Origin of the sequence: Candidatus Poriferisocius sp. (assembly GCF_965219815.1) — a bacterium.
GTDB lineage: Bacteria > Actinomycetota > Acidimicrobiia > Acidimicrobiales > Bin134 > Poriferisocius.
Genome location: NZ_OZ244791.1, coordinates 722,810 through 747,022, shown reverse-complemented (window position 1 = coordinate 747,022; position 24,213 = coordinate 722,810). Strand labels below are relative to the sequence as shown.

At 65.8% G+C, this 24,213-nt stretch carries 26 protein-coding genes; 12 read left to right on the top strand and 14 right to left on the bottom strand.

Going from position 1 to position 24,213, the window contains the following annotated elements; translation table 11 throughout:
- Window positions 1-19: 19 nt before the first annotated feature.
- Entirely contained in the window at window positions 20-1,003 is a 984-nt protein-coding gene (locus ACOQPI_RS03705; protein WP_420618354.1) for an NAD(P)-binding domain-containing protein, read from the bottom strand.
- A 77-nt stretch (window positions 1,004-1,080) separates the two neighbouring features.
- Here ACOQPI_RS03705 and ACOQPI_RS03700 point away from each other — a divergent pair, with 77 nt between their 5' ends.
- Window positions 1,081-2,328 carry a cytochrome P450 gene (locus tag ACOQPI_RS03700; protein WP_420618353.1) on the top strand — a complete coding sequence of 416 codons (1,248 nt, stop codon included), beginning with the start codon at window positions 1,081-1,083 and terminating at the stop codon, window positions 2,326-2,328.
- Window positions 2,329-2,364: 36 nt separating this feature from the next.
- Window positions 2,365-3,135: an SDR family NAD(P)-dependent oxidoreductase gene (locus tag ACOQPI_RS03695; RefSeq protein WP_420618352.1), complete on the top strand. Its 771-nt coding sequence runs from the start codon at window positions 2,365-2,367 to the stop codon at window positions 3,133-3,135.
- Between the two features lie 10 nt (window positions 3,136-3,145).
- Here the strand turns inward: ACOQPI_RS03695 and ACOQPI_RS03690 are convergent, their stop codons facing one another.
- The gene (locus ACOQPI_RS03690) at window positions 3,146-3,967 is read right to left on the bottom strand and encodes a TauD/TfdA dioxygenase family protein (RefSeq protein WP_420618351.1); all 822 of its coding nucleotides are present in this window, start codon (window positions 3,965-3,967) and stop codon (window positions 3,146-3,148) included.
- A gap of 4 nt (window positions 3,968-3,971) precedes the next feature.
- Entirely contained in the window at window positions 3,972-4,475 is a 504-nt protein-coding gene (locus ACOQPI_RS03685; protein ID WP_420618350.1) for a MarR family winged helix-turn-helix transcriptional regulator, read from the bottom strand.
- Window positions 4,476-4,589: 114 nt separating this feature from the next.
- On the opposite strand from ACOQPI_RS03685, the gene ACOQPI_RS03680 reads away from it, so the two are divergent.
- The 3 genes from ACOQPI_RS03680 (at window position 4,590) to ACOQPI_RS03670 (ending at window position 6,306) form a co-directional block, all read left to right on the top strand.
- Complete coding sequence (locus tag ACOQPI_RS03680; RefSeq protein WP_420618349.1) at window positions 4,590-4,889, top strand: putative quinol monooxygenase; 300 nt, start codon at window positions 4,590-4,592, stop codon at window positions 4,887-4,889.
- A gap of 73 nt (window positions 4,890-4,962) precedes the next feature.
- Complete coding sequence (locus ACOQPI_RS03675) at window positions 4,963-5,262, top strand: putative quinol monooxygenase (RefSeq protein ID WP_420618348.1); 300 nt, start codon at window positions 4,963-4,965, stop codon at window positions 5,260-5,262.
- 54 nt (window positions 5,263-5,316) lie between these two features.
- Window positions 5,317-6,306 (top strand): hypothetical protein, encoded by a 990-nt coding sequence (locus ACOQPI_RS03670; RefSeq protein ID WP_420618347.1) that lies wholly within the window; start codon window positions 5,317-5,319, stop codon window positions 6,304-6,306.
- A 10-nt stretch (window positions 6,307-6,316) separates the two neighbouring features.
- On the opposite strand, the gene ACOQPI_RS03665 is transcribed toward ACOQPI_RS03670, so the two are convergent.
- A complete protein-coding gene (locus ACOQPI_RS03665) occupies window positions 6,317-7,099 on the bottom strand; it encodes an enoyl-CoA hydratase/isomerase family protein (protein ID WP_420618346.1) in 783 nt (260 codons plus the stop codon).
- A gap of 87 nt (window positions 7,100-7,186) precedes the next feature.
- Between ACOQPI_RS03665 and ACOQPI_RS03660 the strand changes: the two genes are divergently transcribed.
- The gene (locus ACOQPI_RS03660; protein WP_420618345.1) at window positions 7,187-8,680 is read left to right on the top strand and encodes a class I adenylate-forming enzyme family protein; all 1,494 of its coding nucleotides are present in this window, start codon (window positions 7,187-7,189) and stop codon (window positions 8,678-8,680) included.
- On the opposite strand, the gene ACOQPI_RS03655 is transcribed toward ACOQPI_RS03660, so the two are convergent.
- Window positions 8,677-9,873 carry an acyl-CoA dehydrogenase family protein gene (locus ACOQPI_RS03655; protein WP_420618344.1) on the bottom strand — a complete coding sequence of 399 codons (1,197 nt, stop codon included), beginning with the start codon at window positions 9,871-9,873 and terminating at the stop codon, window positions 8,677-8,679. The genes ACOQPI_RS03660 and ACOQPI_RS03655 overlap by 4 nt on opposite strands.
- Window positions 9,874-10,042: 169 nt before the next feature.
- Between ACOQPI_RS03655 and ACOQPI_RS03650 the strand changes: the two genes are divergently transcribed.
- The 3 genes from ACOQPI_RS03650 (at window position 10,043) to ACOQPI_RS03640 (ending at window position 12,674) form a co-directional block, all read left to right on the top strand.
- On the top strand, window positions 10,043-10,741 hold the full coding sequence (locus tag ACOQPI_RS03650; RefSeq protein ID WP_420618343.1) for a hypothetical protein: 699 nt from the start codon (window positions 10,043-10,045) through the stop codon (window positions 10,739-10,741).
- A 145-nt stretch (window positions 10,742-10,886) separates the two neighbouring features.
- A complete protein-coding gene (locus ACOQPI_RS03645) occupies window positions 10,887-11,825 on the top strand; it encodes a TIGR03619 family F420-dependent LLM class oxidoreductase (RefSeq protein ID WP_420618342.1) in 939 nt (312 codons plus the stop codon).
- A gap of 162 nt (window positions 11,826-11,987) precedes the next feature.
- Entirely contained in the window at window positions 11,988-12,674 is a 687-nt protein-coding gene (locus tag ACOQPI_RS03640; protein WP_420618341.1) for a hypothetical protein, read from the top strand.
- Window positions 12,675-12,819: 145 nt separating this feature from the next.
- Here the strand turns inward: ACOQPI_RS03640 and ACOQPI_RS03635 are convergent, their stop codons facing one another.
- The gene (locus ACOQPI_RS03635; protein ID WP_420618340.1) at window positions 12,820-14,046 is read right to left on the bottom strand and encodes an MFS transporter; all 1,227 of its coding nucleotides are present in this window, start codon (window positions 14,044-14,046) and stop codon (window positions 12,820-12,822) included.
- A 9-nt stretch (window positions 14,047-14,055) separates the two neighbouring features.
- On the opposite strand from ACOQPI_RS03635, the gene ACOQPI_RS03630 reads away from it, so the two are divergent.
- Both ACOQPI_RS03630 and ACOQPI_RS03625 read left to right on the top strand, forming a co-directional pair.
- Window positions 14,056-14,484, top strand: coding sequence for an SRPBCC family protein (locus ACOQPI_RS03630; protein ID WP_420618339.1), 429 nt, complete (start codon window positions 14,056-14,058; stop codon window positions 14,482-14,484).
- Window positions 14,481-14,843: a hypothetical protein gene (locus ACOQPI_RS03625; RefSeq protein ID WP_420618338.1), complete on the top strand. Its 363-nt coding sequence runs from the start codon at window positions 14,481-14,483 to the stop codon at window positions 14,841-14,843. Before ACOQPI_RS03630 ends, ACOQPI_RS03625 begins: the two co-directional genes overlap by 4 nt.
- On the opposite strand, the gene ACOQPI_RS03620 is transcribed toward ACOQPI_RS03625, so the two are convergent.
- Genes ACOQPI_RS03620 through ACOQPI_RS03595 form a run of 6 tightly spaced genes read right to left on the bottom strand, consistent with a single transcriptional unit; the run spans window position 14,840 to window position 21,430 of the window.
- On the bottom strand, window positions 14,840-15,826 hold the full coding sequence (locus ACOQPI_RS03620; RefSeq protein ID WP_420618337.1) for a mandelate racemase/muconate lactonizing enzyme family protein: 987 nt from the start codon (window positions 15,824-15,826) through the stop codon (window positions 14,840-14,842). The two genes, ACOQPI_RS03625 and ACOQPI_RS03620, sit on opposite strands and share 4 nt — an antisense overlap.
- Window positions 15,811-16,563, bottom strand: coding sequence for a 2-succinyl-6-hydroxy-2,4-cyclohexadiene-1-carboxylate synthase (menH, locus tag ACOQPI_RS03615; protein WP_420618336.1), 753 nt, complete (start codon window positions 16,561-16,563; stop codon window positions 15,811-15,813). Before menH ends, ACOQPI_RS03620 begins: the two co-directional genes overlap by 16 nt.
- Window positions 16,560-18,221 (bottom strand): 2-succinyl-5-enolpyruvyl-6-hydroxy-3-cyclohexene-1-carboxylic-acid synthase, encoded by a 1,662-nt coding sequence (gene menD / locus ACOQPI_RS03610; RefSeq protein ID WP_420618335.1) that lies wholly within the window; start codon window positions 18,219-18,221, stop codon window positions 16,560-16,562. The genes menH and menD overlap by 4 nt, the downstream gene beginning before the upstream one ends.
- The gene (locus tag ACOQPI_RS03605; protein WP_420618334.1) at window positions 18,218-19,342 is read right to left on the bottom strand and encodes an isochorismate synthase; all 1,125 of its coding nucleotides are present in this window, start codon (window positions 19,340-19,342) and stop codon (window positions 18,218-18,220) included. The genes menD and ACOQPI_RS03605 overlap by 4 nt, the downstream gene beginning before the upstream one ends.
- Window positions 19,339-19,755 carry a hypothetical protein gene (locus tag ACOQPI_RS03600; protein ID WP_420618333.1) on the bottom strand — a complete coding sequence of 139 codons (417 nt, stop codon included), beginning with the start codon at window positions 19,753-19,755 and terminating at the stop codon, window positions 19,339-19,341. Before ACOQPI_RS03600 ends, ACOQPI_RS03605 begins: the two co-directional genes overlap by 4 nt.
- A complete protein-coding gene (locus tag ACOQPI_RS03595) occupies window positions 19,745-21,430 on the bottom strand; it encodes a class I adenylate-forming enzyme family protein (protein ID WP_420618332.1) in 1,686 nt (561 codons plus the stop codon). Before ACOQPI_RS03595 ends, ACOQPI_RS03600 begins: the two co-directional genes overlap by 11 nt.
- 2 nt (window positions 21,431-21,432) lie before the next feature.
- Between ACOQPI_RS03595 and ACOQPI_RS03590 the strand changes: the two genes are divergently transcribed.
- Window positions 21,433-22,632, top strand: a complete 1,200-nt coding sequence (locus tag ACOQPI_RS03590; protein WP_420618331.1) for an LLM class flavin-dependent oxidoreductase — start codon at window positions 21,433-21,435, stop codon at window positions 22,630-22,632.
- 39 nt (window positions 22,633-22,671) lie between these two features.
- Here the strand turns inward: ACOQPI_RS03590 and ACOQPI_RS03585 are convergent, their stop codons facing one another.
- Both ACOQPI_RS03585 and ACOQPI_RS03580 read right to left on the bottom strand, forming a co-directional pair.
- Window positions 22,672-23,718, bottom strand: a complete 1,047-nt coding sequence (locus ACOQPI_RS03585; protein WP_420618330.1) for a phosphotransferase family protein — start codon at window positions 23,716-23,718, stop codon at window positions 22,672-22,674.
- Window positions 23,715-24,161, bottom strand: coding sequence for a VOC family protein (locus tag ACOQPI_RS03580; protein ID WP_420618329.1), 447 nt, complete (start codon window positions 24,159-24,161; stop codon window positions 23,715-23,717). The genes ACOQPI_RS03585 and ACOQPI_RS03580 overlap by 4 nt, the downstream gene beginning before the upstream one ends.
- Between the last annotated feature and the right edge of the window lie 52 nt (window positions 24,162-24,213).

Sequence of the window (24,213 nt, the reverse complement as noted above, 5' to 3'; positions counted from 1 at the left end):
GTTCGCGGTGGTTCGGTGCTCACCCCCCGGCGGCAGGGCCGGCATCGGGCCCGAGCTTGGCCCGCAGATCGTCTTCGACGGCCTTGATCAACTCCCCGGCGTGCTGGTCGCGCAACTCGGCCAATGTGGGCGCTCCGGCGGCCGCCTCGGCGTCCCACTCGTCGGCGAAACGGCCTGAGGTTATGTCCTCCACCAGTTCCTTCATGGTGGTGGCCACGTCCACATGGTCGAACCGACCCCGCCGCGAGAGCTGGCCGTACTGGCTGGCCGGGGAGTGGTGCTCGAGTTGGGCCACGAAGCCCTCCTCCCGCAACAGCCGGTAATTGCGCTCCACCTCCCCGGAGTAGAACAACTCGGTGGTGATGGCCTCCAGCGGGATGCCCAGCTCCAGCATCACCAGCACGAAGTTGGTGTTCACATGGGTCAGCACCGGCGACAGCAACTGCTCCACCGCCAGGTCGAGCACCGCCTCTTGGTGGGGCGTCATGGCGATAGCGCCCTGGCGGAGTCCGCCGATGCCCTTGGCCACCGCCAGCATTCGGGCCTCAGCGGTGCCGGTGGCGTCTCGGTGTACCCCCACCGCAGTGATGAACCCGACCCCTTCCTCGTAGCAGCGCCGCACCTCGGGGCCCAGCATCCGAGGGGCAACCATGGCGAGATCGCCGTCGGGAGTGAACCGGTCGAAGGCCAGGGTGTAGCCGCTGGCCACGATGGTAAGCGCTTCGGGCCGAGGGGCGAGGCCCAAACTGGGGATGGAATCGTCGGGAATCAGCACGCAGATGACATCGGCCGACGAGGCATCAGCAATGTCACCGGCGTCGAACCCGTCGGCGATGGCCTGCTCGCGGGTCTCGTCGGCTCGCACGTGAACCGACACCGGCAGCCCCGAATCGCGCAGATTGAGCGCCCACGGCCTTCCCTGGTTGCCGTAGCCCACCACAGCCACCTGCTGGTCGGCCAGGGCGGCGAGATCAGCATCTTTCTCGTAGAAGAAATCGGTCATCGCCCTACTCTCCCAAATCGGCGGTCGATCAGCCGAGGCGGGCCGCCGCCTTCACTGGACTTGTGCCAGTATTTGCTATGAGCGCTGCTGCGTCTTTGGTCGTTCCGTTGGAGGCTCGGACGGTCATCGATCCCGATGTTTGGGCCAACCCCTACCCGTTCTTTGAGCGGCTCCGCCAGGAGCATCCTGTGTGGCTGGTGCCGGGCCTCGATTTGGCCTTTGTGGCCACCCATGAACTCATTGCGGATGCCCTCCGCCGGATCGACGACTTCTCCAATCACCTCGACGTGCTGCTGATCACCGATGACGACGGCAAACCCGCGCTGTTCCGCACCGATCAATTCGGCGAGGGCACGACCACCCTGGCCACCGCCGACCCGCCTGAGCACACCGTTCACCGCAGCGTGGTGTTTCCCGAGCTGGTGGCCAAGCGCATGGAGGCCATGCGACCCGACATCGAGGCTTTCATCGACGAGCAGTTTGCGGCCGCCCGTTCCCAAGGGGATCGGGTGGAATGGGCCTACACCGTGGCCCATCCTGTGCCAGCTCGGGTTATCGGACGGCTGATTGGGCTGCCTGATGAAGACTGGCCCAATGTGATGAAGTGGGCCCTTCACGGCGGCCTGCTCCTAGCCGGTTTTATCACCCAGGAGTCCATAGCGGCCGTTACCGAAGAGACGATTGGGGCCGGCGGCTTTCTCTTCGAGAAGCTGATAGAAGCCGGCGAAGATCCGGGCGACGACCTGGTGGGAGTGTGCGCCAAGGCAGTGGCCAACGGCGACCTGGACGTGACCCATGCCATCGGCACCCTCACCGTGTTGCTGGGCGCGGGCGGCGAGTCCACCGCGTCGCTGATCGGCAATGCGGTGCGAATGCTGGCCGACGATCCTGAGCTACAAGAGCAGATTCGGAGCGACCACAGCCTCTTGGAGAACTTCATCGAGGAGGCCGTGCGGCTGGAGTCGCCGTTCCGGGGCCACTACCGCCAGGTCAAGCGCGACTGCGAACTGGGAGGCGTGAGTCTCAAGGCTGGCACCACCGCCTTCTTGCTGTGGTCGTCGGCCAATCGCGACCCGGCCGAGTACGACCGGCCCGACGAGGTGGTGTTGGACCGCCGCATTCCCCGCAGCCACTTGGCCTTCGGCCGGGGCATCCACCACTGCGTGGGCGCGCCGCTGGCCCGCTTGGAGACCCTCTGCTCTTTGGAGCGGCTGTTGCAAGAGAGCTCTTGGTTCTCCTTGGCCGACGACGACCCGCCCCGATGGGAGAAGAGCGTCTTCGTGCGCCGTCACGAACACCTGCCGCTGGACGTGACCTGGAACTAGCCCACCACACAGCCTGCGGCTCTAGGGTTGCTGGCCATGACTGATTTCTCTGGGCGAGCCGGCGGGGCGCTGGTCACTGGGGGCAGCGGCGGAATAGGCGCGGCCATTTGCGAGATGCTGGCCCAGCGGGGCAGCTCGGTGGCGTTCACTTACCGCTCGAATGCCGAGGCGGCCGAAACGGTTGCCGCTTCGGTGCGGGACGCCGGTGTTGAGGCCCACACGGGGAACCCCGCCCTAGAAGACCCGGAGGAGCTGCGGGCCTTTGCCGATGAGGCCGTCGATGTGCTCGGGGGATTGCACACGGTGATCAGTGCAGCCGGTCCCCACGTCCCCCAGATGTACCTGTCGCAAACCGACCCCGACTTGTTCGCCCGCCAGATCGACGCCGACGTGGTGGGAGCGTTCAACCTGACGGTAGCGGTGCTCCCCCACCTGAGAGCCAAGGGCGGCAGCATCGTGTACGTGACTACCGCAGCCACCACCGTGTTCCCCAAACGCGACGCCCTGTCGTCGATCCCCAAAGGCGCGGTGGAGTCGCTGATGCGGGCGGTGGCCGTAGAAGAGGGTCGATTCGGAGTGCGGGCCAACTGCGTGGGGCCGGGAATGCTGGAAGACGGCATGGCCGCTCGCCTGATGGCTGACGGCGATCTCGACGACCGGGCCCTGGAGGTAGCCCGCACCAACATTCCGCTCGGCCGATTCGGCAAGGCGGTGGACATCGCCGAGGCCGCCTGCTTTTTGGCCTCCGACGCCGCCAACTACATCAGCGGCCAAAAGCTCGACATCGACGGCGCCTTCACCATCTGATGCCTCGCGCCTAGTCCCACTCCTCCACCGTGACCCGGTGCATGAGGCGGCGCTCGGTGTAGTCGGGCACAGCGAAGTGCTGGACCGCCCGGTTGTCCCAGAAGGCGATGGAATCGGCAGCCCAGCGGAAGCGGCACTGGAACTCGGGAGAGCGCACGTGGTTCAACAAAAACCCCAGCAGCACATGGCTCTCCGCCTCGGTCACCCCCACCAGGCGGGTGGTGAAGTTGCTGTTCACAAACAGGGCCCGCCGCCCGGTCTCGGGGTGGACTCGCACCACCGGTCGGATCAGCTCCGGGTACTCGGCTTGCATCGGCTCCAAGTGCTCTTTCGCGAAACCCTCGTCGATCGCCCGGGTGAGGGTGTAGGTGAGGTCGTGGGCCGCTTCGAGGCCGTCGATCAGCGCCCGCATCGGCTCTGACAGCGACTCATAGGCCTTGTACATGTTGGCGAAACAGGTGTCGCCGCCCACCTCGGGCAACTCCACCGCTCGGAGGACAGAACCGAGCGGCGGGTTGGGCATGTAGGTGTTGTCGCTGTGCCAGCGTGCGGCCAGTCCGCCCACCGGGGCGATCTGATCGAGCACCGTGATTGCCGGATGGGTGTCCAGCTTGGGGCCGAACGGGGCCACGTTGATGGGGCCGAACCGCTGGGCAAAGGCCAGGTGCTGATCGGGGGTGATGGCCTGGTCGCGGAAGAACACCACGAGATGATCGAGCAATGCCTGGCGGACAGCGGCCACCGTGTCGTCGTCAAGCTCATCGCGCAGGTCCACCCCGTGGATCTCGGCCCCGATGTCAGAGGTAAGCGGACGGATGTCCAGGGTGGCCACCGGATTACTCGGCTTGCTCGGCGAAATCTCCGGCGTCTTTTCGGAGGGTGCGGATGGCATTGTCCAACGCGCCCAAGGTTTGAGCCGACAGGCCGGCCAGGCCGAACTCGATGTCGGCCAAAGCGTCGGCCGCCTTGGCCACCACCCGGCGTCCCTCGTCGGAAATCTCGGCCAGCACGGTGCGACGGTCATCGGCGTGGGGTACCCGTCGAACCAGCCCGTCGCGCTCAAGGCGGTCGATGGCGTTGGTGACGCTGGTGGGGTGGACCATCAGTCGATTACCCATCTTCCCCAGCGGAAGTGAGCCGCGCCGAGAGAAATGGAGCAGGGCCAGCGCCTCGAATCGGGAGAAGGTCAGGTCGAACGGGGCCAGGGCTTCATTGATCCGTCCGATCACCAGCTGGTTGGCCCGAGTGATCGACGTGGCCGCCGACATGGCGTCGATAGCCCGCCATTCGTTGGCTTCCCAGTTTCGCCGGGCCTCGCTGATGGGGTCGAAAGGCAGCATCCCACCGTCACTCTAGGTGACGACCGCTCGGCCCACCTTGGTCGGCGGGCGATCCATCCACCAGCCTCCCCAATGGTTACTCTGTAGCCGCTCGCCCCACCGTGAGGAGACCCCATGATCGTTGTCGCCGGATCCGTTTCCGTCCCTGCTGAGAACTCTGAGGCGTTAATGTCCGCCGCTGCCGACGTCTCTGCCGCGTCGCGCACCCTGGACGGCAACATCGACTACTGCATCTCGATGCAGTCGCCTGGCGTTTTTCGGTTCTTGGAGATATGGGATACCGAGGAAGCCATGATGGCTCAATTCGCCGCACCCCATTTCGGGGCGTTCCAAGCCGCAGTCAGCGAGTTGGGCATGGCCGGGATGGACGGGAAGAAATACGAAATCTCCTCAGTCGGCCCGCTGTTCGGATAGCGCAGCCCGACCCCGTGCCGCCCTCGCCCGGTGGCTACGCTGTGAGCGCTCATAACCACTTTGAGGAGAACCCATGATTGTCATTGCCGGCACCGGCTCACTTCCCCCCGAGAACACCGATGCGTTTATGGCGGCCGCCAATGAGATGGCCGCGGCGTCTCGAGCTGAAGACGGCAACATCGAGTATTGCTTCTCGGTAGAAGAGCCCGGAAAAATCCGCTTCTTCGAAATCTGGGAGAGCGAAGAGGCGTTGGGCCCCCACTTCACCGCCCCCCACATCGCGGCATTCGGGGCGGCCATCAACGAGTTGGGCATCACCGGGATGGACGGGAAGAAGTACGAAGTTTCCTCGGTCAGCCCGCTGTTCGGATAGCCGGTTCGCCCACCCGCCGCCTGCGGCGGGACGAAAGCGGGCAAACTGAACACGGTGGAGGACTATTTCCAGCAGTTGGTGCGCTCTTGGCGCAGCGTTACCTCCCGAACGGTGCGCGAGGCAGTGGCCGTGTTGTTGCTGTTGATTGTGGTGTTCGGCGCGGGCTTCTCCGCTCTCTCCACTTACGCCGATCTGGTGGTGTTCGAGGAAGATCGCTTTGCCGAGGAGCTCGCCGAGATCTTCGACGACGAAGACGTCCACAAGGTGGTGGCGGCGTCTTTCACTGCCACCGCAATAGAGATGGCCGACCTGCCGGTGACCCCCGCGGGCTCGGCCGGTGCCCAGCAGGTGATCCAGCAGGAGATCCCAGCGGTGGTGAGCGAGCTGCTCACCGAGGAGTCCAACGACGGCCTGCTGGATCGGGCGGTGCGCCAGGCCCATGGCGATGTGCTGGCCGTTGAGGGAGGCACCTTGGTGGCCAATCCGCCGATTCGGAGCGTCGAAGTGGACTTGGGGCCTATCTTCAATCAAGCGCTGGACGAGATCGTGGCCAACGAAGATCTGGCCTTTCTGGGCACCGTGACACCTCCGGCCGATGCCGGAGTAGTAACCGTTCTTCAACGGGCCCAGCCCGGCGATCGGTTCTGGGAATTCCTCGGCCAGCTCCAAGACCGGCGGTCCTCCACCATCACCCTGATCCTGCTGTGCGGCATCGGGGCGCTGTTGATAGCGCCGTCTCGCACTCGGGTGGTGTGGAGCATCGGCACCGGCATCGTGGCCATGGCCGGCATCTTGGGCGTGGGGATCTACGGCTCCCGGGCGCTGCTGGCCGTGCTTATTGACAACACCGACACCGTACGAGCCGCCCAATCGATCCACGAGGCCCTGCTGGACGACTTGGGGGGCCGGCTGATGGGCATGGCCCTAATCGGCGTGCTGATGATCGTGATCGGCGCCGTCGCCGGCTGGCTCTGGCGCCGCTTCGGTCCCACTCCCCCCGAGGAGAAGGCCTTGGCCGTGTCGGAGGCTGGCCCGGTGGTGTGACGACGAGCACCTACGACCCGCTGAACACCGCCTTGCCGGGGCCGTTTTCCAGGAAGCTGGCTACGCCGGTGTGGGCGTCTTCGGTGTCGAAGCAGGAGGCGAAGGCATCGACCTCTATTTCCAGGGCCTCATCGAGGGGCAGGAAGTAGCCGTCGAGGATTGCTTTTTTGGCCAAAGTGATCGCCGCGGGGCCGGAGGCGTAGCGGGCGGCCAGCTTCACCGCCTCGTCGTACACCTCTTCGTCGGGGTGGACGGCTGAGGCCAAACCGATGGCAACGGCTTCGTTGGATCGCACGTTTCGGCCGCTGTAGATCAACTCCTTGGCCAACGTGATACCCACTAGACGACTCAGACGCTGGGTGCCTCCCCCGCCGGGAACAAGCCCCAGCAGGATCTCTGGTTGGCCCAGCACTGCTCCTTCCCCTACGAGTCGGAACTCGGCCGCCATTGCCAGCTCGCATCCCCCGCCGAGGGCGTAGCCATTAATGGCGCAGATGGTGATTTGAGGCAGCTCCTCCAGCGCCCGGAAAGCGTCATTGATTCTCTGGCTCAGTTCCCGGCCTCCGTTGGCGTCCATTCCCGAGAACTCGTTGATGTCGGCACCGGCGGCGAACACCTTGGGTCCGCCCCATATCACCACCGCTCGGATGTCGGTGCGCCCGGCTAGCTCGTCGGCGGCCTGGTGCAACTCGGCCACTACCTGGGCATTCAGCGCATTGACCTTGGGGCGGTCCAGCCTCAGGGTGGCCACTCCTTCTGCCTCACCGGTTTCAATCCGCACGAATTCGCCCATGGCCACGCTCCTTGCTGTTCGGACCCGCCAACCGTATTCCCCCCACAACGCAGGTACTCAGTTGTCCTGAAATGGCACACTCGGGAGATGTGGGCCGAAACCATCAGGGCGTCGGGGAAGCGGTTTTCTGACCGTCCGGCCCTGGTGGCGGAGGAGGATTGGTCGGTCAGCTTTGCCCAGTTCGACCGCTTGACCGACGAGGTGGCCGTTGGTCTGGCTCGCCAGGGGGTGGGCCACGGCCAGGTGGTGGCTCTGCTGGTGCCGTCGTCGGTGGACTACATCGTGCTCTACGGAGCGCTGGCCAAACTAGGGGCCATCACCGCCGGGGTGAGCAGCCGCCTGCCCGCTCCTGAGCGCACCGTGCTGGTAAACAAGGTGGCCGGGGCCGACCGGGCCATCGCCACCGCGGCCATGGCCGACGGCATGGCCCTCGACATGGACGTGATCGAAGTCGCGCTGGCCGACGGGCCCGGGTCGGTGTGTGCTGATCTTCGGGTGCGAGACGAGTCCCCACCACTGCTGCCTCCTGACGGCGACCGGCCGGTGGCGGTGGTGTTCACCTCAGGGACTACCGGCGTGCCCAAGGGGGCCATGTTCACCGATCGGATCTTGGCCGACATCGCCATTGTGGACACCGGCAACGGCTGGGGGGAGGGCGGACCCATCACCTCCAACACCCAGATGGCCCACATCGGAGTGATGGGCAAGATCCCCGCTCAGTTCGCGGTGGGCACCACGCTTCATGTGATCGACAAGTGGAGTGCCACCGCGGTGCTTGACGCCGTGTCCCGCTACCGGATGCCAGCGATGGGCGGGGTGGCCCCCCAGATCGCCCTCATGCTTCGCCATCCCGACTTCGACGAGTACGACTTCTCTTCGGTGAAGCTGGTGGTCACCGGCGGTGCGCCTTCGCCCCCCAATGTGATCGAGGAGGCCCGCCAGCGGTTCGAGGCCGACTGGACCCAGCGGTACGCCTGCACCGAGGTAGGCGGAATAGGAACCTTCACCTGGATCGACGCTCCGATGGAGGAGATGCTCTACACCGTAGGGCGGCCCCGGCCCGGCATCAAGGTCGAAGTGCGCGATCCCGACAGCGATCAGGCCGTGCCAGCCGGAACAGTTGGCGAGGTCTGCTTCCAATCCCCCACCGTGATGGCGGGGTACTGGCGAAACCCAGAGGCCACCGCGGAGGCGCTAAGGGGCGGTTGGCTGTACACCGGTGACCAAGGCTGGATCGACGACACCGGCTGCCTGCGATTGGTAGGCCGCAGGGGGGAGGGCTTCCACCGAGGCGGCTATGTGGTATTCCCGGTGGAGGCCGAGAAGGTGCTGGCCTGGCACCCCAAGGTGGCCGGCGTGTGCGTGGTACCCCGGCCCGACGAGGTGATGGGCGCCGTCGGGGTAGCCGTGGTCATCCCAACCGATCCCAACGACCCGCCCACGCTGGAAGAGCTGCGATCCTTCGGCCAACAGCACATCGCCGACTACAAGCTCCCCGAACACCTCCGCCTCACCGACGCCTTCCCCCTAACCCCCATGTCCAAAATCGACCGCCAAGCCCTCGAAGCCCAAGAGGTCTAAAGCGGTTCCCTGGGCAAGCCCAAAACCCCTTCTCCAACGCCATTCTTCATCACTTCATCGGTGCCGCCACCGATGCGCATGGCGCAAGCACCGAGCAGCAGTTGCTTCCAGGCGTAGGTGCCCCACTCTCCCGTGTCGGCGCAGATGCGGGGGCCCAGTAAGCGGGCGATCATCGACGCGGCCCAGTTCACGTGCCGGGCGGTGGCGTACTTGGTGGCGGCTGGGGCCAGTGGGGGCTGCCGGTTGGTGTTCCATTCCACCAGCCGATACCCGATGTAGAGGCGGGCCAGATCCTGGCGCACCACCGGATCGTCGGCCAGTCCGAAATGCCGGGCCAGCTGCACAACCTTCTCGGGGGCGGCCAGCCCTACCAGCCCGATGCCGCCGTAGCCCGCCCCCCTTGAGCCGATCGAGGCCCGCTCCGATTGCAGCGAGGTGCGAAACACCGACCATCCGGCGTTGACGTCGCTTACCCGGAGGCGGTCGCTTATGCGGGCGTCGTCGAAGAAGACCTCGTTGAACTCCGATCCGCCGGTCATCTGCCGCAAAGGGCGCACGTCGGTCCCTGGGGTGTCCATCGGATAGATGAAGGCAGTGATGCCCTTGTGTTTGGGTGCGTCGGTGTCGGTGCGGGCTAGAAGCAACCCGATGTCGGAGAAATGGGCCCGGGAACTCCACACCTTTTGTCCATTGATCACCCATTCGCCGCCATCGGCGGTGGCCCGGGTGTTGAGGGAGGCTAAATCAGACCCGGCCCCCGGCTCGCTCAGCAGCTGGCAGGCCAAGATCTCCCCCTGGAACAACCGAGCCAGGTAACGCTCCTTCAGCCAGTCGGAGCCGTGGGCCAGGATTGTGGGGGCCACCACTCCCAGGGAACTGCCGAACATGGTCTGCGAAGGCACCCGAAAACTGGCCTCCAGATCGAGATAGGCCCGCTCGTACTCCGGACCGAGACCCCGTCCTCCGTACTCGGGCGGTCCGGTGATCCACCCAAGCCCCGCCTCCCACATCTTGGCCCGCCACTGCTGGGCGGCCCTGACCGCCGCTTCCTCCTCAGCCGGGCTCTTCTCCGCGTAGACGGTGATCTCATCGGAGCCCATTCCCCAGGTGAACTCGTCCCGCACAGCCCGCTCGGCATTGGCTTCCAGAAACGCCCGAGCCTCGGCGGCGAACTCTGCCAGGGCGGGCGTCACACCACGAGTTTGGCCGTTGCATTTGTCCTAAGAAAAGGCCAGGCTCCAGCGAAGAGTTCCACAATCAGCATCCTTGCCCCCCCCCAAGAATGAGATGTAGTTTAAGACCAGGCAATATGAAGCGGGAACCGGCTCCTATGAGCCAGCCAGGAGAGACTGGGGGTATGACATGCTGTCTTCGATGAATGCCATGCAGCGCGGAGGCGTTTACATCTTGTTCGGAGGGGTGGTATCCGCCGTTGGCAGGGCGCTCAAGCCGGGGGTTTTCGTTGACAGCGTGGACTGGAACAACGTAGACGGCATAGTGCAAGCCATGGCTGACAACGAGGTACTCACCCATACCTCAGCGGTCTTGTACGCCTTTGGCCTTATGTTCGTCCTCACCGGCCTCAATAGCATCAGGCACTTCGTGACCGATCAAGGCCTGGTGGGAGACATGGTTCGCGGCGGGACGCTGCTGGGCATGCTTTCCCTCTTTGTCATCGCCGTTCTAGAGGGATTCGACCACATGGCGGTCAGGGTGCTGGACGACGGCATCGGCGGAAGCAGCAGCATGGACATCGCAGTGTCTATGCAGTCGGCGAAACTCGGAATCGTATTGATTGCATTGCCCGTTCTCTACGCATCAATCGGGGTTGCCGGTCTTGGCGGCATACGCCTGCTGCCCGGAGGCCTCCACCGTATGGTGCAGAGCATCGCCTCGCTGGTGATGTTGGCAACCGCAGTGCTCCTGCTCATGGCCGGGTCATTGGATTCAAATGACTTCTGGAACGCCGTCCAGACCATCACCGCCATCGTGCTGGCACTCTGGATCATCGCACTGAGCCATGCGTCCCACAGCGGAAAGGTCTCTGCTTCGACCTCGTAGTCCTATAGCCACAAAGGCAGTGTCTCGCCAGTGACGGTCGCTTCCGGGTTCTTTTTCCCCGAGGCGCCCCGCTGGCGGGACGGCCAACTGTGGTTTTCGACTGGTCTCTGAGTCATTAGCATGTCTGATCGGCTAAGCAAGGCCCATGACAGCGCTGATCTCCATCAACCTCCGCACGTTCGCCGCCGCCGACCCGGGCCCGGGGGGCTGGCAGCCCGTACTGGATCTGGCCAAAGCGGCCGACGCCGCCGGGGTGGACAAAGTGGTGGTGAGCGATCACGTGGTGTTCGGCGAGAATCTGGAAGCCTACGGCCAAGCCGAGCTGGGGGGCATGGCCGGCGGTCGCCAGCCCACCGGCCCCGACGGCCATTGGCTGGAGCCCACCACCGTGCTCACGGCGCTGGGCGCCATCACCAGCAACCTCCGGCTGGGCAACAACATCTTGTTGGCCGCGCTACGCCGCCCGGTGATCCTGGCCAAGTCGCTGGCCACCCTCGACGTTCTCACCGGCGGCCGGGTGGACCTCGGCGTGGGCGTGGGATGGCAGGCCGAGGAGTATGAGGCCGCCGGCCTCGACTTCGCTAACCGGGGCCGCCAGCTCGACCACACCCTGGCGGTGTGCCAGGCCCTGTGGAGTTCCTGCCCGGCAGACTTCAGCGACGACCAGCTCGAGTTCTCCCGCATCTACATGCAACCCCAGCCGGTGCAGCCCGGCGGGGTGCCCATCTGGGTGAGCGGCACGGTTAACCCCCGGGCCATGCGCCGCCTGGCCCGGTTCGGCTCGGGATGGATCCCCTGGGGCGACGCCATGGCCGGCGACATGGAATCCCACATCGGCCAAATGCGCGAGGCGGTAGCCGGCTATGACCGCGACCCTTCGGGCCTCGGCGTAGTAGGCACCCTGCCAATCGTGCGCACCGACGACGGCGTGGACCTAGCCGCCACCATGGACAGCGTGCCCGCCCTGGTCGAAGCCGGAGTCACCGACTTCCGAGCCCACCTCCCCATCCCCTCCGACGCAGCCGAGGCCCACGACTACCTAGCCCAAGTAGTAGCCGCCTTCCGCCCCGCCGCCAGCCGCTAACGGGACGGAAACAACCTCCGCCCCCGGTAGCCTCCATTCGACTGCCTAAGGGCGGCTATCGCGGCATCCCGCCGCCCTCACTTCCCCCCACAAAGACGTAACCCCGGCCGTTTGCCGAAGCAGGGACGGTTCCGGGGTTTTCAGAAGCGAGGGTACCGGTTGATGTCCAACCCGTCAACGTTCGATCCCACAGTGATCTTGGATCGCTTGAGCTATGACCGCCTGCGGTCGTACCTAGAGGATTGCGACAACGACCTAAACCGAGCACTCGACCTCTACGCCTGGAACGCCCGGATCGCTGCCGCATTCCTAGAAGACCTCGGCCGCCTCGAAGTCATTTTGCGGAATCGATTTGATGAGGCTCTGACTGCGCTGGTCTCATCAGCTGGTCAAACGTCCTACTGGTTCGACCAGCCTGCCCTCTTTCCTGGTCTCCATGGTGAACGGGCACTAGACGATCTTGGGAAGGCGAAACTACGAGCCACGCAGAACGGCAGGTTGCCAACGACTCGAAGCCGGGTCATTGCTGAAATGAGTTTTGGGTTCTGGCGCTTCCTGTGTGCCGAGCGCTACCTCACGTCCTTGTGGAGTCCAGCCCTGGCTTCTCAGTTTCCGAACCACCCCACTCCCGACAACGCAATTCAAATTCGGGCTGATGTCGATTTTCGAATGGCACGACTTCACTTCCTGAGAAACCGAGTCGCTCACCACAAGCCGATCCACCGCCGAGCACTTGCTGACGAGGCAACGAGCATCCTCGAACTCAGCCAATGGATGTGCTCCGACACCCATGGTTGGATATCTGCCCTCTCCCGCATCCCTGCTGTATTGGCCTCCAGACCAGCCTGACAAACACTCAGGCTGCTCAACCCGAGAAAAGTCGTTGCCCCGCACTTGAGAGCCCTATACGATTATTGGTCTAGACCCCGGAACCGTCACTGCTTCGGCAAACGGCCGGGGTTACGCCTTTCTGGGACATTGCCATTGCAGCTCGTTACCCTGACGCCGTTCTGAACCAGGGGTCGCGGTCGATGAGTTTGCTGACTGTGGTTACGAGGATGAGGAGGGCAGCGGATAGGGCGGCGCCGGTCCAAAGGACGAGGCGGGTGTCGCCTATGGCTAGGAGGCCGGCGACGGCGGCGGGGCCGCCGACTTGGCCGATGCGGATGGCGGTGCCCCAGGCGGCCACCATCACAGCCCGGTGCTCATTGGGGGCCAGCGAGGCGGCTCGGCTTTGCAGCGGGACCACCACCATCTGATCAGCGGCACCGAGCACGAGCACCGGGGCGATGATCACTGCCAGCGAGGGCGATGCCGCCATCCCCGTCAGGCAGATGACGAAGCCGACGTAGCCGGCCCGCACGATGGCCGAAGTGGAGTAGCGGCCGGCGATTCGTCCCATGCTGAGCGCCACCAGTCCAGCCGACACTGCGGGCAGCGACTGAATCAACCCCCGAATCCCAGCCGACGCGCCAAACTCATTGTCGAGGTGGATGGGCATGGTGGTGATCCCGACGGCGAAGAAGATGAGGAATGTGAACGGGGCCACCAGCAACAGCACCCCCACTTCGGGCCGCATCAAATGGGGGCGGGCCTGGCGGAGTTGGTGGCGCAGCGGCTGAGGAGTGCGCCGCTCGTCAGGCGGCAGCAGGGTGGCCGCGAACAAGGCCAGAACGATGGTGGCGGCGTGCATGGCGAACGGCCCCCGCCAGCCGAACAGCTCGGTGAGCAGGCCGCCGGCCGCGGGCAGCGCCGCCACGCTCAAGTTCATGGCCAGCGCGTTCTGGCCGATGATCCGGGTGCGCTCCACCCCCTCGTAGTTGTCGCCGATGATGACCAGCGCCAGACTCAGGAATCCTGATGAGCCCAGCCCCTGGATGAACCGGAAGGTCAGCAGCATGGCCAGGTTGGTCGACGCCATGATCACCAACCCGGCCAACCCGAACAACAGCAAACAGGGCACGATGATGCGGCGGCGCCCATAGCGGTCGGCGGCCACCCCGATCACCGAGGCCATGAACAGGCCGGGGGCATGGGCAGTCATCAAGATGAACACCGAGGTCTGGTCGGAGATGTCGAACGCCTCGGCGATTTCAGGAATGGCGGGGGCAATGGAGGCGTTGGGCAGGATGACCGCGGCCCCGATCAACCACACCACTACGAGCTGCGACCGTCGAAGCCCCACGTCTCGACGGTATTGCCCCACCGCGTCGGATGGCATGATCTGAGCGTGGAGCGCCACCAGGAGCATTACCGGATCGACCGGGAGATCGACGCCTCCCCCGAGGCCGTGTTCGCCGCATTGCTGGCGCTGGTCGGGGGACCAGAAGATGCTCCCTCCTACGCCCGCTTGGGCGATCCGCCCCCGCACGGACCGGGTGCGCTGCTGGTGTTCAACCTCCAGGGCCACGAGCTGCTCGAGGAATGCGTGGAGCTGGTGGTACCTCAGAAGCGGCGCTACCGCATCGTGTCGGGGGCTCCAATAGACCGTTACGAGGCCCTCACCGAGGTGACCCCCAACGGCCACGGAACCCTGCTCACCTGGCAGGGATGGACCGAAGACCCTGATCCCGAAGCCGCCATCGCCTGGAATCAGTTGGCGCGCGAGTCCATCGGCCGGGCGGTGGAGATGGTGGCGACCCGGGCTGAAGAGCTGTGAGCTTCCGCCGAGTCGCGCTCCTATTGGCTGTGGCGCTGCTCGTTGCGGGCTGCACCACCAAGACCAAAGAGCTCCCCCAAGGGCCGCCCCGGGAGATCCGCATCATCAACAACGTGGAGGTGGCCGACGACGACCGCACTCTCACCGTCCGCTACTGGGGCACGGAGTGCGAGGAGTTCAGCGACTCCGAGGTTGACTACGGCATCACCCAGATCAAGATCACCGTCTACGCCCTGGTCATCACCGAGGAGTGCCAGCGCTCCGGCCTCCAGCAAACCGCTGACATTTCCCTCGACCAACCCCTGGACAACCGCATCATCATCGACGCCAACACCGACACCGTGGTCTGGGAGCCCTAACGGCCCTCCCTGGCGACTGCGGGACTATGGGGTGGGAGGGGGCAGCGGCCGCCAGCAATAGTCGGCAAATCAGCGACTTCGCGGGTGAACAGAGCGGGCGTGATGGCGCCGTGGACTTGTTGGGGACCTGGGAGGGCGGCAGCCACGCTCAGGGCGGCGTGCTGGCCGATGGCGGAGTCTAGGTAGTTGGTGACGACAACTTTGCGGCCTTGGTTGATCCAGCGGCGGGCGGCGGCGAAGGCCGTGCAGGGACCTCCTAGGGCCATGGGCTTGACCACCACGACGGGAATTGACTCGGGCAACTCGGCATCAACAGAGCCCAGGCTGTCGTCAACCGCTACGGGGACCGGGGACTGCTCGGCTACCAGAGCCAGGGCTTCTATTCCCGCCACTGGCTCTTCCACGTACTCGATATCAAATCGCTCCAAGCGGGACAGCGCAGCCACGGCTTGATCCACGGTCCATGCTCCGTTGGCGTCGAGCCGAAGGCGACAACTATCCCCGATGGAATCTCGCACGGCGGCTACCGCAGCTACGTCGACCTCGATATCTGACGCGCCCACTTTCAGCTTGGCCGTGCCATAGCCGTCAGTCACCGCGGCGACCGCATCTTCGGCATCGGCAACAAGGGCGTTGAGCTCCACTGCATCGGCCACTGGCCCCCCCTCGGAGAGCATCTCAGCCTGGGTTTGACCACTCTGCTGGGCTTCCATATCCAGCAAGGCCAACTCGACTGCGCCGTGGGCAAACCGCTCGGAGGGCAAGTTTCCAAGATCGGGATCAATCGCCCACTCCTCTAATGCCTCCCGTGTGGCCGACAGGTCAGCACCGGGCCATCCAGGCAGGGGCATGGCTTCTCCCCAGCCGTGTACGGCACCTTCGGAGATCCGAATCAGAATTCCATCTCTTTGGGTGATGGCTCCCCGGCTAGTCATCACCGGAAGGCGCAGCTTGAGTGAGACCTCGCTCAGCTCGACACGCATTGGATCACCGCTGCTGCGGTGGCGTCGGGGGCTTCTAGGTGAGCGGCATGGCCAGCATCAGGGATAGAGCAGACGGTTGCTCGGGGCATGACCGCAGCCATTTGGTGGGCGATGGCTGCGAACTTGGCGTCGTCTGAGCCCGCGATGACGACGCAGGGCATGGACAGCTCTGACAGGCGACAACCGATGGGGTCGACCGCTCCGGCCCCCATGCCCCGCAGACTGTGGGCCAGGCCTCGGGGGTTGCAGGCCAGCCGCTGGGCCCGCAGCTCAGCCTGCTGATCGGCTGGTAGTCGGGTTCGCTGGGTCGCGAACAGCGGTTGATCGGCCCAATGGTCGGCGAACCATTCGATGCCCTCTGATTCGATCCGGTCGGCTAGAGCCTCGTCGGCGGCGATGCGCTCGGCCCGCTCCGCGGAATCGTCGATGCCGGCTCGGGCCCCGATGAGGGCTAGCGCAACAACGCGGTCGGGATGGGCCAACGCCATGTGGAGCGCGAGCCGGCCACCCATCGAATAGCCCACCAGGGCGAACTGCTCTAGATGATCGGTGACCGAAACCACACCAGCTACTGCGGCAGCCATGGAGTAGTCGGCCGGATCGTCGGAGACTGGCCCCAATCCGTGGCCGGGAAGGTCCAGAGCCAGCACCGGATCGGGCAATCGGCTGGTGAGCGGGGCCATGGCCGTGGCCGAGCCGGTGAAGCCGTGCAGGACCACGGTGGGTTTCTGGCTCATTCGGCCAGATCAGCAAGCTGATTGCGCTGCTTGATGGCCGTCCCGTGGTCGATGGGGACTTCGATCAACGTCACCCCTGAGGCCTTCGTGACGGCCTCGACCAGGTCATCAGCCAGCCCGGTCCGGTGGTAGTTGACGCCCAGCCCCTCGGCCAGTCTGCCGAAACCGACTCCATGGGGCGTGTGGAACAGTTCTCCAAAGTGGACGTCGGAGCTGCCCTCGGCCAGCGGCAGCAGCGAGAAGATGCCGCCGCCGTCGTTGTTGGGCACCACCACGGTGAGGTCGGCGTCCGACAGGGACGCGGCCAACAACCCGCCGATGTCGTGCAGCAGCGCAACATCGCCGACCAACGCAGCCACCGGCTGGTCGAGGGCGAGGGCTGCCCCCAAAGCCGACGACACCACACCGTCGATGCCGTTGGCTCCCCGATTGACCAGCACGCGGCGGGGTAGAGCATCAGGAGGCCAGAAAGAGGTGACATCCCGAACCGGCATGCTGCTCGACGCGTAAACCGCCACCTCCGATGGGAGGGCTCTCAGCAGGGTGGCGGCCAGGAGCGGCTCCAGCAGGTCATCAGACCGCAAGACCGACTCCACCCGCTCCCAAGCATCATAAGCCGCTTCGGCCCACCCGACGGCCCAGGCATCATCAGCCGAGGCCATGAGAGGCGCCGTTGCACCCAGCAAGGCAACCGGATCGGAGGCCAGCGCAGTCGTCCATTTGAACGACGGGTCTTCCCACCGACGACGGGGATCGACCAACAGCCGATCCGCCGAGCCACTTGTATCCACAAGGTCGATTACCGCTCGATTGCTGGGCGGTCCCCCGATGCGGACCAGCACGTCGGGAACAAGACCAGCGCGGCGCAGCACCCACTCCGCTCCGTCTAAGACCAATGGCCCTCGGCCTCGGAGCTGGGAACCGGCATCGGCCACCACCGGCCATCCCGCCGCCTCGGCAAAGCCGACAATGGCTGCGGCACCGGCATCGTCCACGTCTAGCGCGCCGGCCACTATCAACCCCCGACGGCCTGCCATCCCTCGCAGGGCATCTACATCGGCCTCAACGAGTGGCCGAACCGACTCAATCGGTTGGCCCACGGTCGGCTCGAACCGGGGAACCGTGCCTTGGGGTTCCAGCGGCTTGCGAAATGGCCAATTCAGATGCACCGGCCCGGGGTTGGGGCCAGCACCAGCGGTGGTGGCCGCCCGCACTGCCAGTCGGGTGAAAAAGCCGGGATCGTCGAAGTCGCACGGGGTCTCGGCATACCAGCGGACGTGGTCGCCGTACAGCTTCACCTGGTCGATGGTCTGGCCTGCCCCGGCGTTACGCAACTCGGGCGGCCGGTCGGCGGTGCATACCACCAGGGGCACCCCGCTGTGGTGGGCCTCCACCACCGCTGGCAGGTAGTTGGCCGCCGCGGTGCCCGAGGTACACACCAGCGCCACCGGACGACCCGACGCCTTGGCCATGCCCAGGGCACAGAATCCGGCCACCCGCTCGTCGAGCTGCACGGTGACCCGCAGCCCCTCCTGGTTGCGAGCCGACACAGCCAAAGGAGTGGAACGGGACCCGGGCGAGACCACCACGTCGGTCACCCCACAGGCCGCCAGCTCGGCCCAAAACCGCCCGGTGGCCTGATAGGCGAGGTCGGTCATGTGACCACATCCAAAATCGCAGCCAACTTGATATCGGTCTCGACCAGTTCCTGCTCGGGGTCGGACCCGGCCACGATGCCCGCTCCTGCACACAGGCGCATCCCGCTGGGGCCGATCAACGCCGATCGCAAGGCCACATAGAACGAGCCGCACCCCCGGTGGTCGATCCACCCCACCGGACCGGCGTACCACCCCCGGTCAAGCCCCTCGTGCTCGGCGATCCACTGCTGGGCGAACGTGGTCGGCGTGCCCCCCACCGCCGGTGTGGGGTGGAGGGCACCCGCCAGCCGCAGCGCCATGCCGGGTTCAGGGGCGATCCGCCCGCTGACCGTTGTGGCCAGGTGGTGAATGCCAGGCAAAGTCCGAACTTCGGTATCGCCGGTTGGGTCTAGCGCCACTCCGGCTAGGGCTAGGCGGGTGCGGAGGTATTCCACCACATAGTGGTGCTCGGCCTGCTCTTTGGGATCGGTGGCCAGCCGCTCGGCGATTGCGGCGTCGTCGGCTGGTGTGACCCCTCGTGGAGCGGTGCCTGCCACTGCGTAGGTGGTCACCACATCACCGTTGAGTTCCGCCAACACCTCGGGGCTGGCGCCCACAAAGCACGACGGCCCCCGGCCGAAACCGAACACCGCACACGACTCGAAACGGCTCGACAGCCGAGCCAGCACCACCGCGGGGTCGATGCTGCCCACCGCCTCCACCTCTCGGGCCACCACCACCTTGGCCAGCTCCCCGGCATCGATGGCGTCGGCGGCTTGCTTCACCGCATCCCGATAGGTGGCCCGAGTTCCATCTTCAACCCGCAAGGCGTTGCCGACGTCTGTGTGGCCTGCCCCGTGTGCCGACCCCCGAACAATCCGTTCCGGTACCACCAATCGCCCGCTCGGGTATCGGTCCCACACCCCCGTTCCCGCCCGATCAGCAAAACCGAAGCCGGCAAAGGCGACCTCCCCCTCGGCCAGCAACTCGGCGGCGGCCGCCGCAGCGGCCTCAAACCGCCAACGACCATCTACTTCAACAGCCCGCGCCGCTCCCAACCCGGCTATGGCGTCGGCGCCCGGCGCCCGCCAATACACCCGGTCGTCGCCGGACCACGAGGCGAATTCCTCGAGAGGCGTCATTTCACCCGCTCCGCCAACCGGACTGCCGCTCTGCTGAGCAGGGTGCGGCGGAAGTGCTCGCCCACCAGAGCCACCACCTGGGGTACCAGCGCCTCCACCAGCGGAGTCAGATTCTCCAAGTCGCTGCTGGTCAATTCGTCGGTGCCCATGGCATCCAAGAACAGGTCCACCGCCTCATCCACCACCGCCTCCACGTTGCGGGCGTGGCGAACCGCCAGCGCGGCCAAGTCGGGAACACTCACCCCGACAGCGACGAGGGCGGCACCGGCTTGCAGCATCGTGACCGCATCCTCTTTGAACCGACCGTGGTGGTCGGGGATCAACAGCCCGGCATCGATGGCCAAGTCCACTTGCTCCGCGGCCAATCCCGATGCCTCGATCAACTCAGCCCGGCTGAGCCCCTCAGGTTCCACCCCCAAAGCGTAAACGCGTCTCGCCTTCAGTCCCCATTAGGGCCGCGGCCCGAACCCTCAGTTCGTGGCGATCAGGCCGACCGGAATCCAGCAGCGGCCAGTCCTCCTGTTCCACCACGAAGAATCGTTTGGGGATCTTGAAGTTGGCGATTTGGCCCCGGCATGCTTCCACCAGGTCGTCGGAGGTCTCTTCGGCCCCGTCGTGCAACTCCACGAATGCCACCACCGCCTCGCCCCACAGCGGATCGGGCACCCCAACCACGATGGCGAACTTCACCGCCTCCAGATTGTCCTCGCAAAAGATCTCCACCTCGCGCTCCGACACGTTCTCCCCGCCGGTCTTGATCATCAGCTTGTAGCGGCCCCGGAAGTACAGGTTTCCGGCCTCGTCCATGAAGCCGTAGTCGCCGGAGTGGAAGAACCCCTCGTCGTCGAAGGCCTCAGCGGTGGCCTCGGGCATCCCCACGTACTCGATGAACGTGCCCCAACCCCGAAAGCAGATCTCTCCCGGCTCTTCAGGGGCACAGCGCTGGCCGGTCTCGGGGTCTTTGATCACGAACTCCATGCCCGGCATGGGCCGGCCGTTGGCGTCGTAGCGCACCTTGGGATCGGTCTCGCACCGGGGGGTGATCGACCCCAGCCCGCCCGACTCCGTGGAGCCGTACACCTGAGCCACCGTCTCCCAGTTCCAATCGGCGAGCACGCTGCGCAGAAAGCTGCCGGTGGCCCCCACGTTGCACTTGCGCACCGAGCTGCGGTCCACCGTGTGGTACTCGGGGGCGTTGCGCATCATGGTGAGCTTGGTGTCGAACGCCCCCATCACGGTTATCTTCGACCGCTCCATCTCCCGCAGCACCTTGCCGGTCTCGTACACCCCCACCAGACACGAGGTCATGCCCACCAAATGGGGCATGGTCAGGTTCCACACGATGCCCCCGGTGTGAAACACCGGGTTGGAGGCCACAAACCGGTCTTCGGGCACCAACCCCAGAGCGTGCTGCAATCCGGTGGCCGCCCCCACCATGCCCCGGTGGGCAATCAGCGCCGGCTTGGGAGCGGCGGTGGAGCCCGACGTGAAAATGATGTAGGCCGGGTCGTCCCCTCCCACCCGGCTGGCCGGCTCCAGCTCGACACCTCCATCAGTGCCGTACACCCGATCTCGCTCCACCGACGGGGCCACCCACCCGTCGTCGTCCAGCGGCAGCACCACCGTCTCGGCGATGGAGCCGAACTCGGCCGCCGGCGAAAGTCGGGCCGCCATGTCCACATCGCGGAACCGGTCCACCGTAATCAGCAACTCGGGCTGCGCCAGAGTGAACAGGTGCTCCAACTCAGCGGCCATATACGACGTGTTGATGGGCACCCCGATGGCGCCCAGCCGGGCCAACCCATAGTGCAGCACTGCCCAGTCGGGATTGGGATGGAACAGAAACGCCACCCGGCTGCCATGGCCCACTCCCATCTCGGCCAGGGCGGCGGCGGCCCGCAGAGACCGGCTGGCCAGATCCCGATAGGTGATGTGGGTGTCCCCCGTGATGAAGGCATCGTTGTCGGGCACCCGCTGGGCCGTGCGCCACAGCATCTCCCAGGTGGACAGCTGAGTGTTGGCGATCAGATCGGCAGCCAGAGCGGCGTCGTAGTCGGCCTGAGCAGAGGCCTCCATAGGTGTCGCCATCGGTGGGCACGTTATCCTCTCGCCTCATGCATGGAGGACTGCGGTTCGGCTTGTTCCAAGCGCCCTTCCACGCCCACTGGAGGAATCCGACGCTGCAACTCCAGCGGGACTTGGACCTGTGCGAGTGGCTCGACCACCTGGGTTTCGACGAGTACTGGTTCGGCGAGCACCACTCCGGCGGCTGGGAGATCATCACCTCACCCGACCTGATGATCGCCGCGGCCTCCCAGCGGACCAGCCGCATCAAGCTGGGCACCGGCGTGGTGTCGGTGCCCTACCACACCCCCTTCCAAGTGGCCGAGCGCATGGTGCTGCTCGACCACCTCACCAAGGGACGGGTGATGTTCGGGGTTGGCCCCGGCGCCCTGCCGTCGGACGCCTACATGATGGGCATGGACCCCAAAGAGACCCGGCCCCGGATGGAACAGGCCCTGGAGGCCATCTGCCATCTGCTGCGCTCCGACGATCCCCTCACTATGGAGACCCACTGGTTCAAGCTCCGCGAGGCCCGCTTGCAGCTCTCCCCGTACTCCGATCCGCTGTTCGACATCTGCATGGCCACCACGGTTTCGCCCAACGGCCCCCGCAGCGCCGGTCAATTCGGCGGGGCGGTGCTGTCGATGAGCGCCACCACCGATGCCGGTTTCGAAGCCCTGGGCAGCCACTGGGACGTGTGGAACATGAAGGCCCAAGAGCACGGTCACACCGCCGACCGCTCCAAGTGGCGGATCGTGGCACCAGTCCACATTGCGGAGACCACCGAGCAAGCCTTCAAGGACGTCGAGCACGGCATCGAGCCGTGGGTGCGCTATTTCCGGGAGGTGGTAGCCCTGCCGGGCGCCCCCGACACCGACGACCGGGACGAGTTTGTCCGAGCCATGGTGGACGGCGGCTTCGCGGTCATCGGCACGCCCGATGACGCCGCCGCTTTGGTCGACAGGCTGTGGGAGCAGTCGGGCGGGTTCGGCGCGCTGTTGGTGTTCGGCAACGACTGGGCCAACCCGCAAGCCACGAAGCGCTCCTTCGAGCTGTTGATCGAGGAAGTGGCCCCCCGCTATCAGGGGTCGATCCGGCGGCGCACCAGTTCACATGCCTGGACCGCGGCAAACCGGGAGGAATTCCTGGGCCGGGCCGCGGCGGCCGGCCAAGAAGCCCGGGAGCGCCACGAGGCCGAGATGGCCGCCAAACAGGAGCAGCAGTAGGCCGAGAAACAGCGCCCTCCGCACTGGAGGGCGGCTAGGTCACAGGGCCTGCTCGATCCAACTGGTGTCGCCCGCCTCCCAGGCATCCAGGTGCTGGGCCAGGTTCTCGGTGTTGAGGGGGATCTGGCTGAACGCGGGCCACGACCGCATCTTGCCCTCCACGGTCAGCGCCAGTCCCCGGGGCACCACCGCCGATTCCACGAAGATCCAGTAGATGATGCAGTAGTGGACCCATTTGGGGTCGGGCTCGGTGCCGGTGGCCTCGGCGTACAGTGCAGCCAGCTCGTCCCAGGTGATCAGCATGCCCATCAACTCGGGTTGGCGACGGCGGGACAGCGGGTGACAGAAGAAGCCCAAGTCCAGTAGCGGAGGCCCCACCGCAGCCCGCTCCCAGTCGAGCACCGCCACCAGCTCATCCCCTCGGAAGGCCAGATTGCCGATGCGGTAGTCGCCGTGGCTGAGGACCGGTGGGGCATCGGGCATCTCGGCGGCGTGGTCGAGCAGGAACCGGGCGGCGTCTCGCAGGATGGGTAGGGGTGAGAACGTCGGGTACACGTCGCGCTCCACATTGCCCATCCACCGGTTGATGAGTCCGGCCATCAGCTCGGCGCCAGCGACCCCCGGAGGGCCGGTCACCAGTTCCGGCAGCCCGGCCGCCGCCCAGTCGAGGCAATGGAGCTTGCCCATGACGTCGACGATCTGCTCGGCGGTCCGGCGGCGGCCGGCCTCGGTTTGCCAGACGGGCCAGTCGTCTAGCTGGGCGAGGTGGGGGAAGTCGGCGTCCACATGGGCCATGGCGAAGAACGGCTGCCCGATCAGCTCGGGGTCGTCGCACGCCCCCCGCAACTCGGGCACCGGGATGCCCGCCGAGGCGGCGGCTTGATGCACGGCTACCTCTTTGTGCACGTCGTAGGGGTCGATGGTGCCGTAGGAGGGCGCCCGCTTGACCACCACCCGCTCGCCGTCATCGAGGTCCACAGTGAACACGTCCCAGGAGAGCCCGCCGGTGCGAGCCTCCACCCCGAGCACCCCGCGGCCGAACCAGTCGGCCAGGGCGGCGGTTTGCTCGGGGGTGAGCGCGGTCACTGGCGGGTGACGAATTCGATCAGAACGCCGTCGGGGTCACGCACTGCGAACGCCCGGATCGACGACCGGCCCACCTTCAGGGTCCCCGGCGGGCCCAGTATGTCGACTCCCGCGGCCGACAGGCGCTCATAGAACCCGTCCACATCGTCCACCCCCACCGCGATGCGGGGGATGCCGATGCTCTTCCAGGTGAGTGGCCGCCCCGGATCGGGAGTGGTCCACTCCAACAGGTCGATGTAGGGCCCGCGCAGGTTGTCGCCGAGGGCCAAGAAGGCAGCCCGGTGGCCGGTGTCGCCGGTCTCCCCTTGGCTCTCCATGAACTCGCTGCGGTCCTTGGCCGACTCGTCCACCACCACCCCGCCGAGCAGGTCCCGATAGAACTCCAGAGAGCGGTCGAGATCGCTCACGCAGATGTTGACGTGGATGAGGTGGTCCATGCGCATGACCCCACAGGGTAACGGCTCTGGTCATTGCCGCTTCGAGGTGGGTTATCGT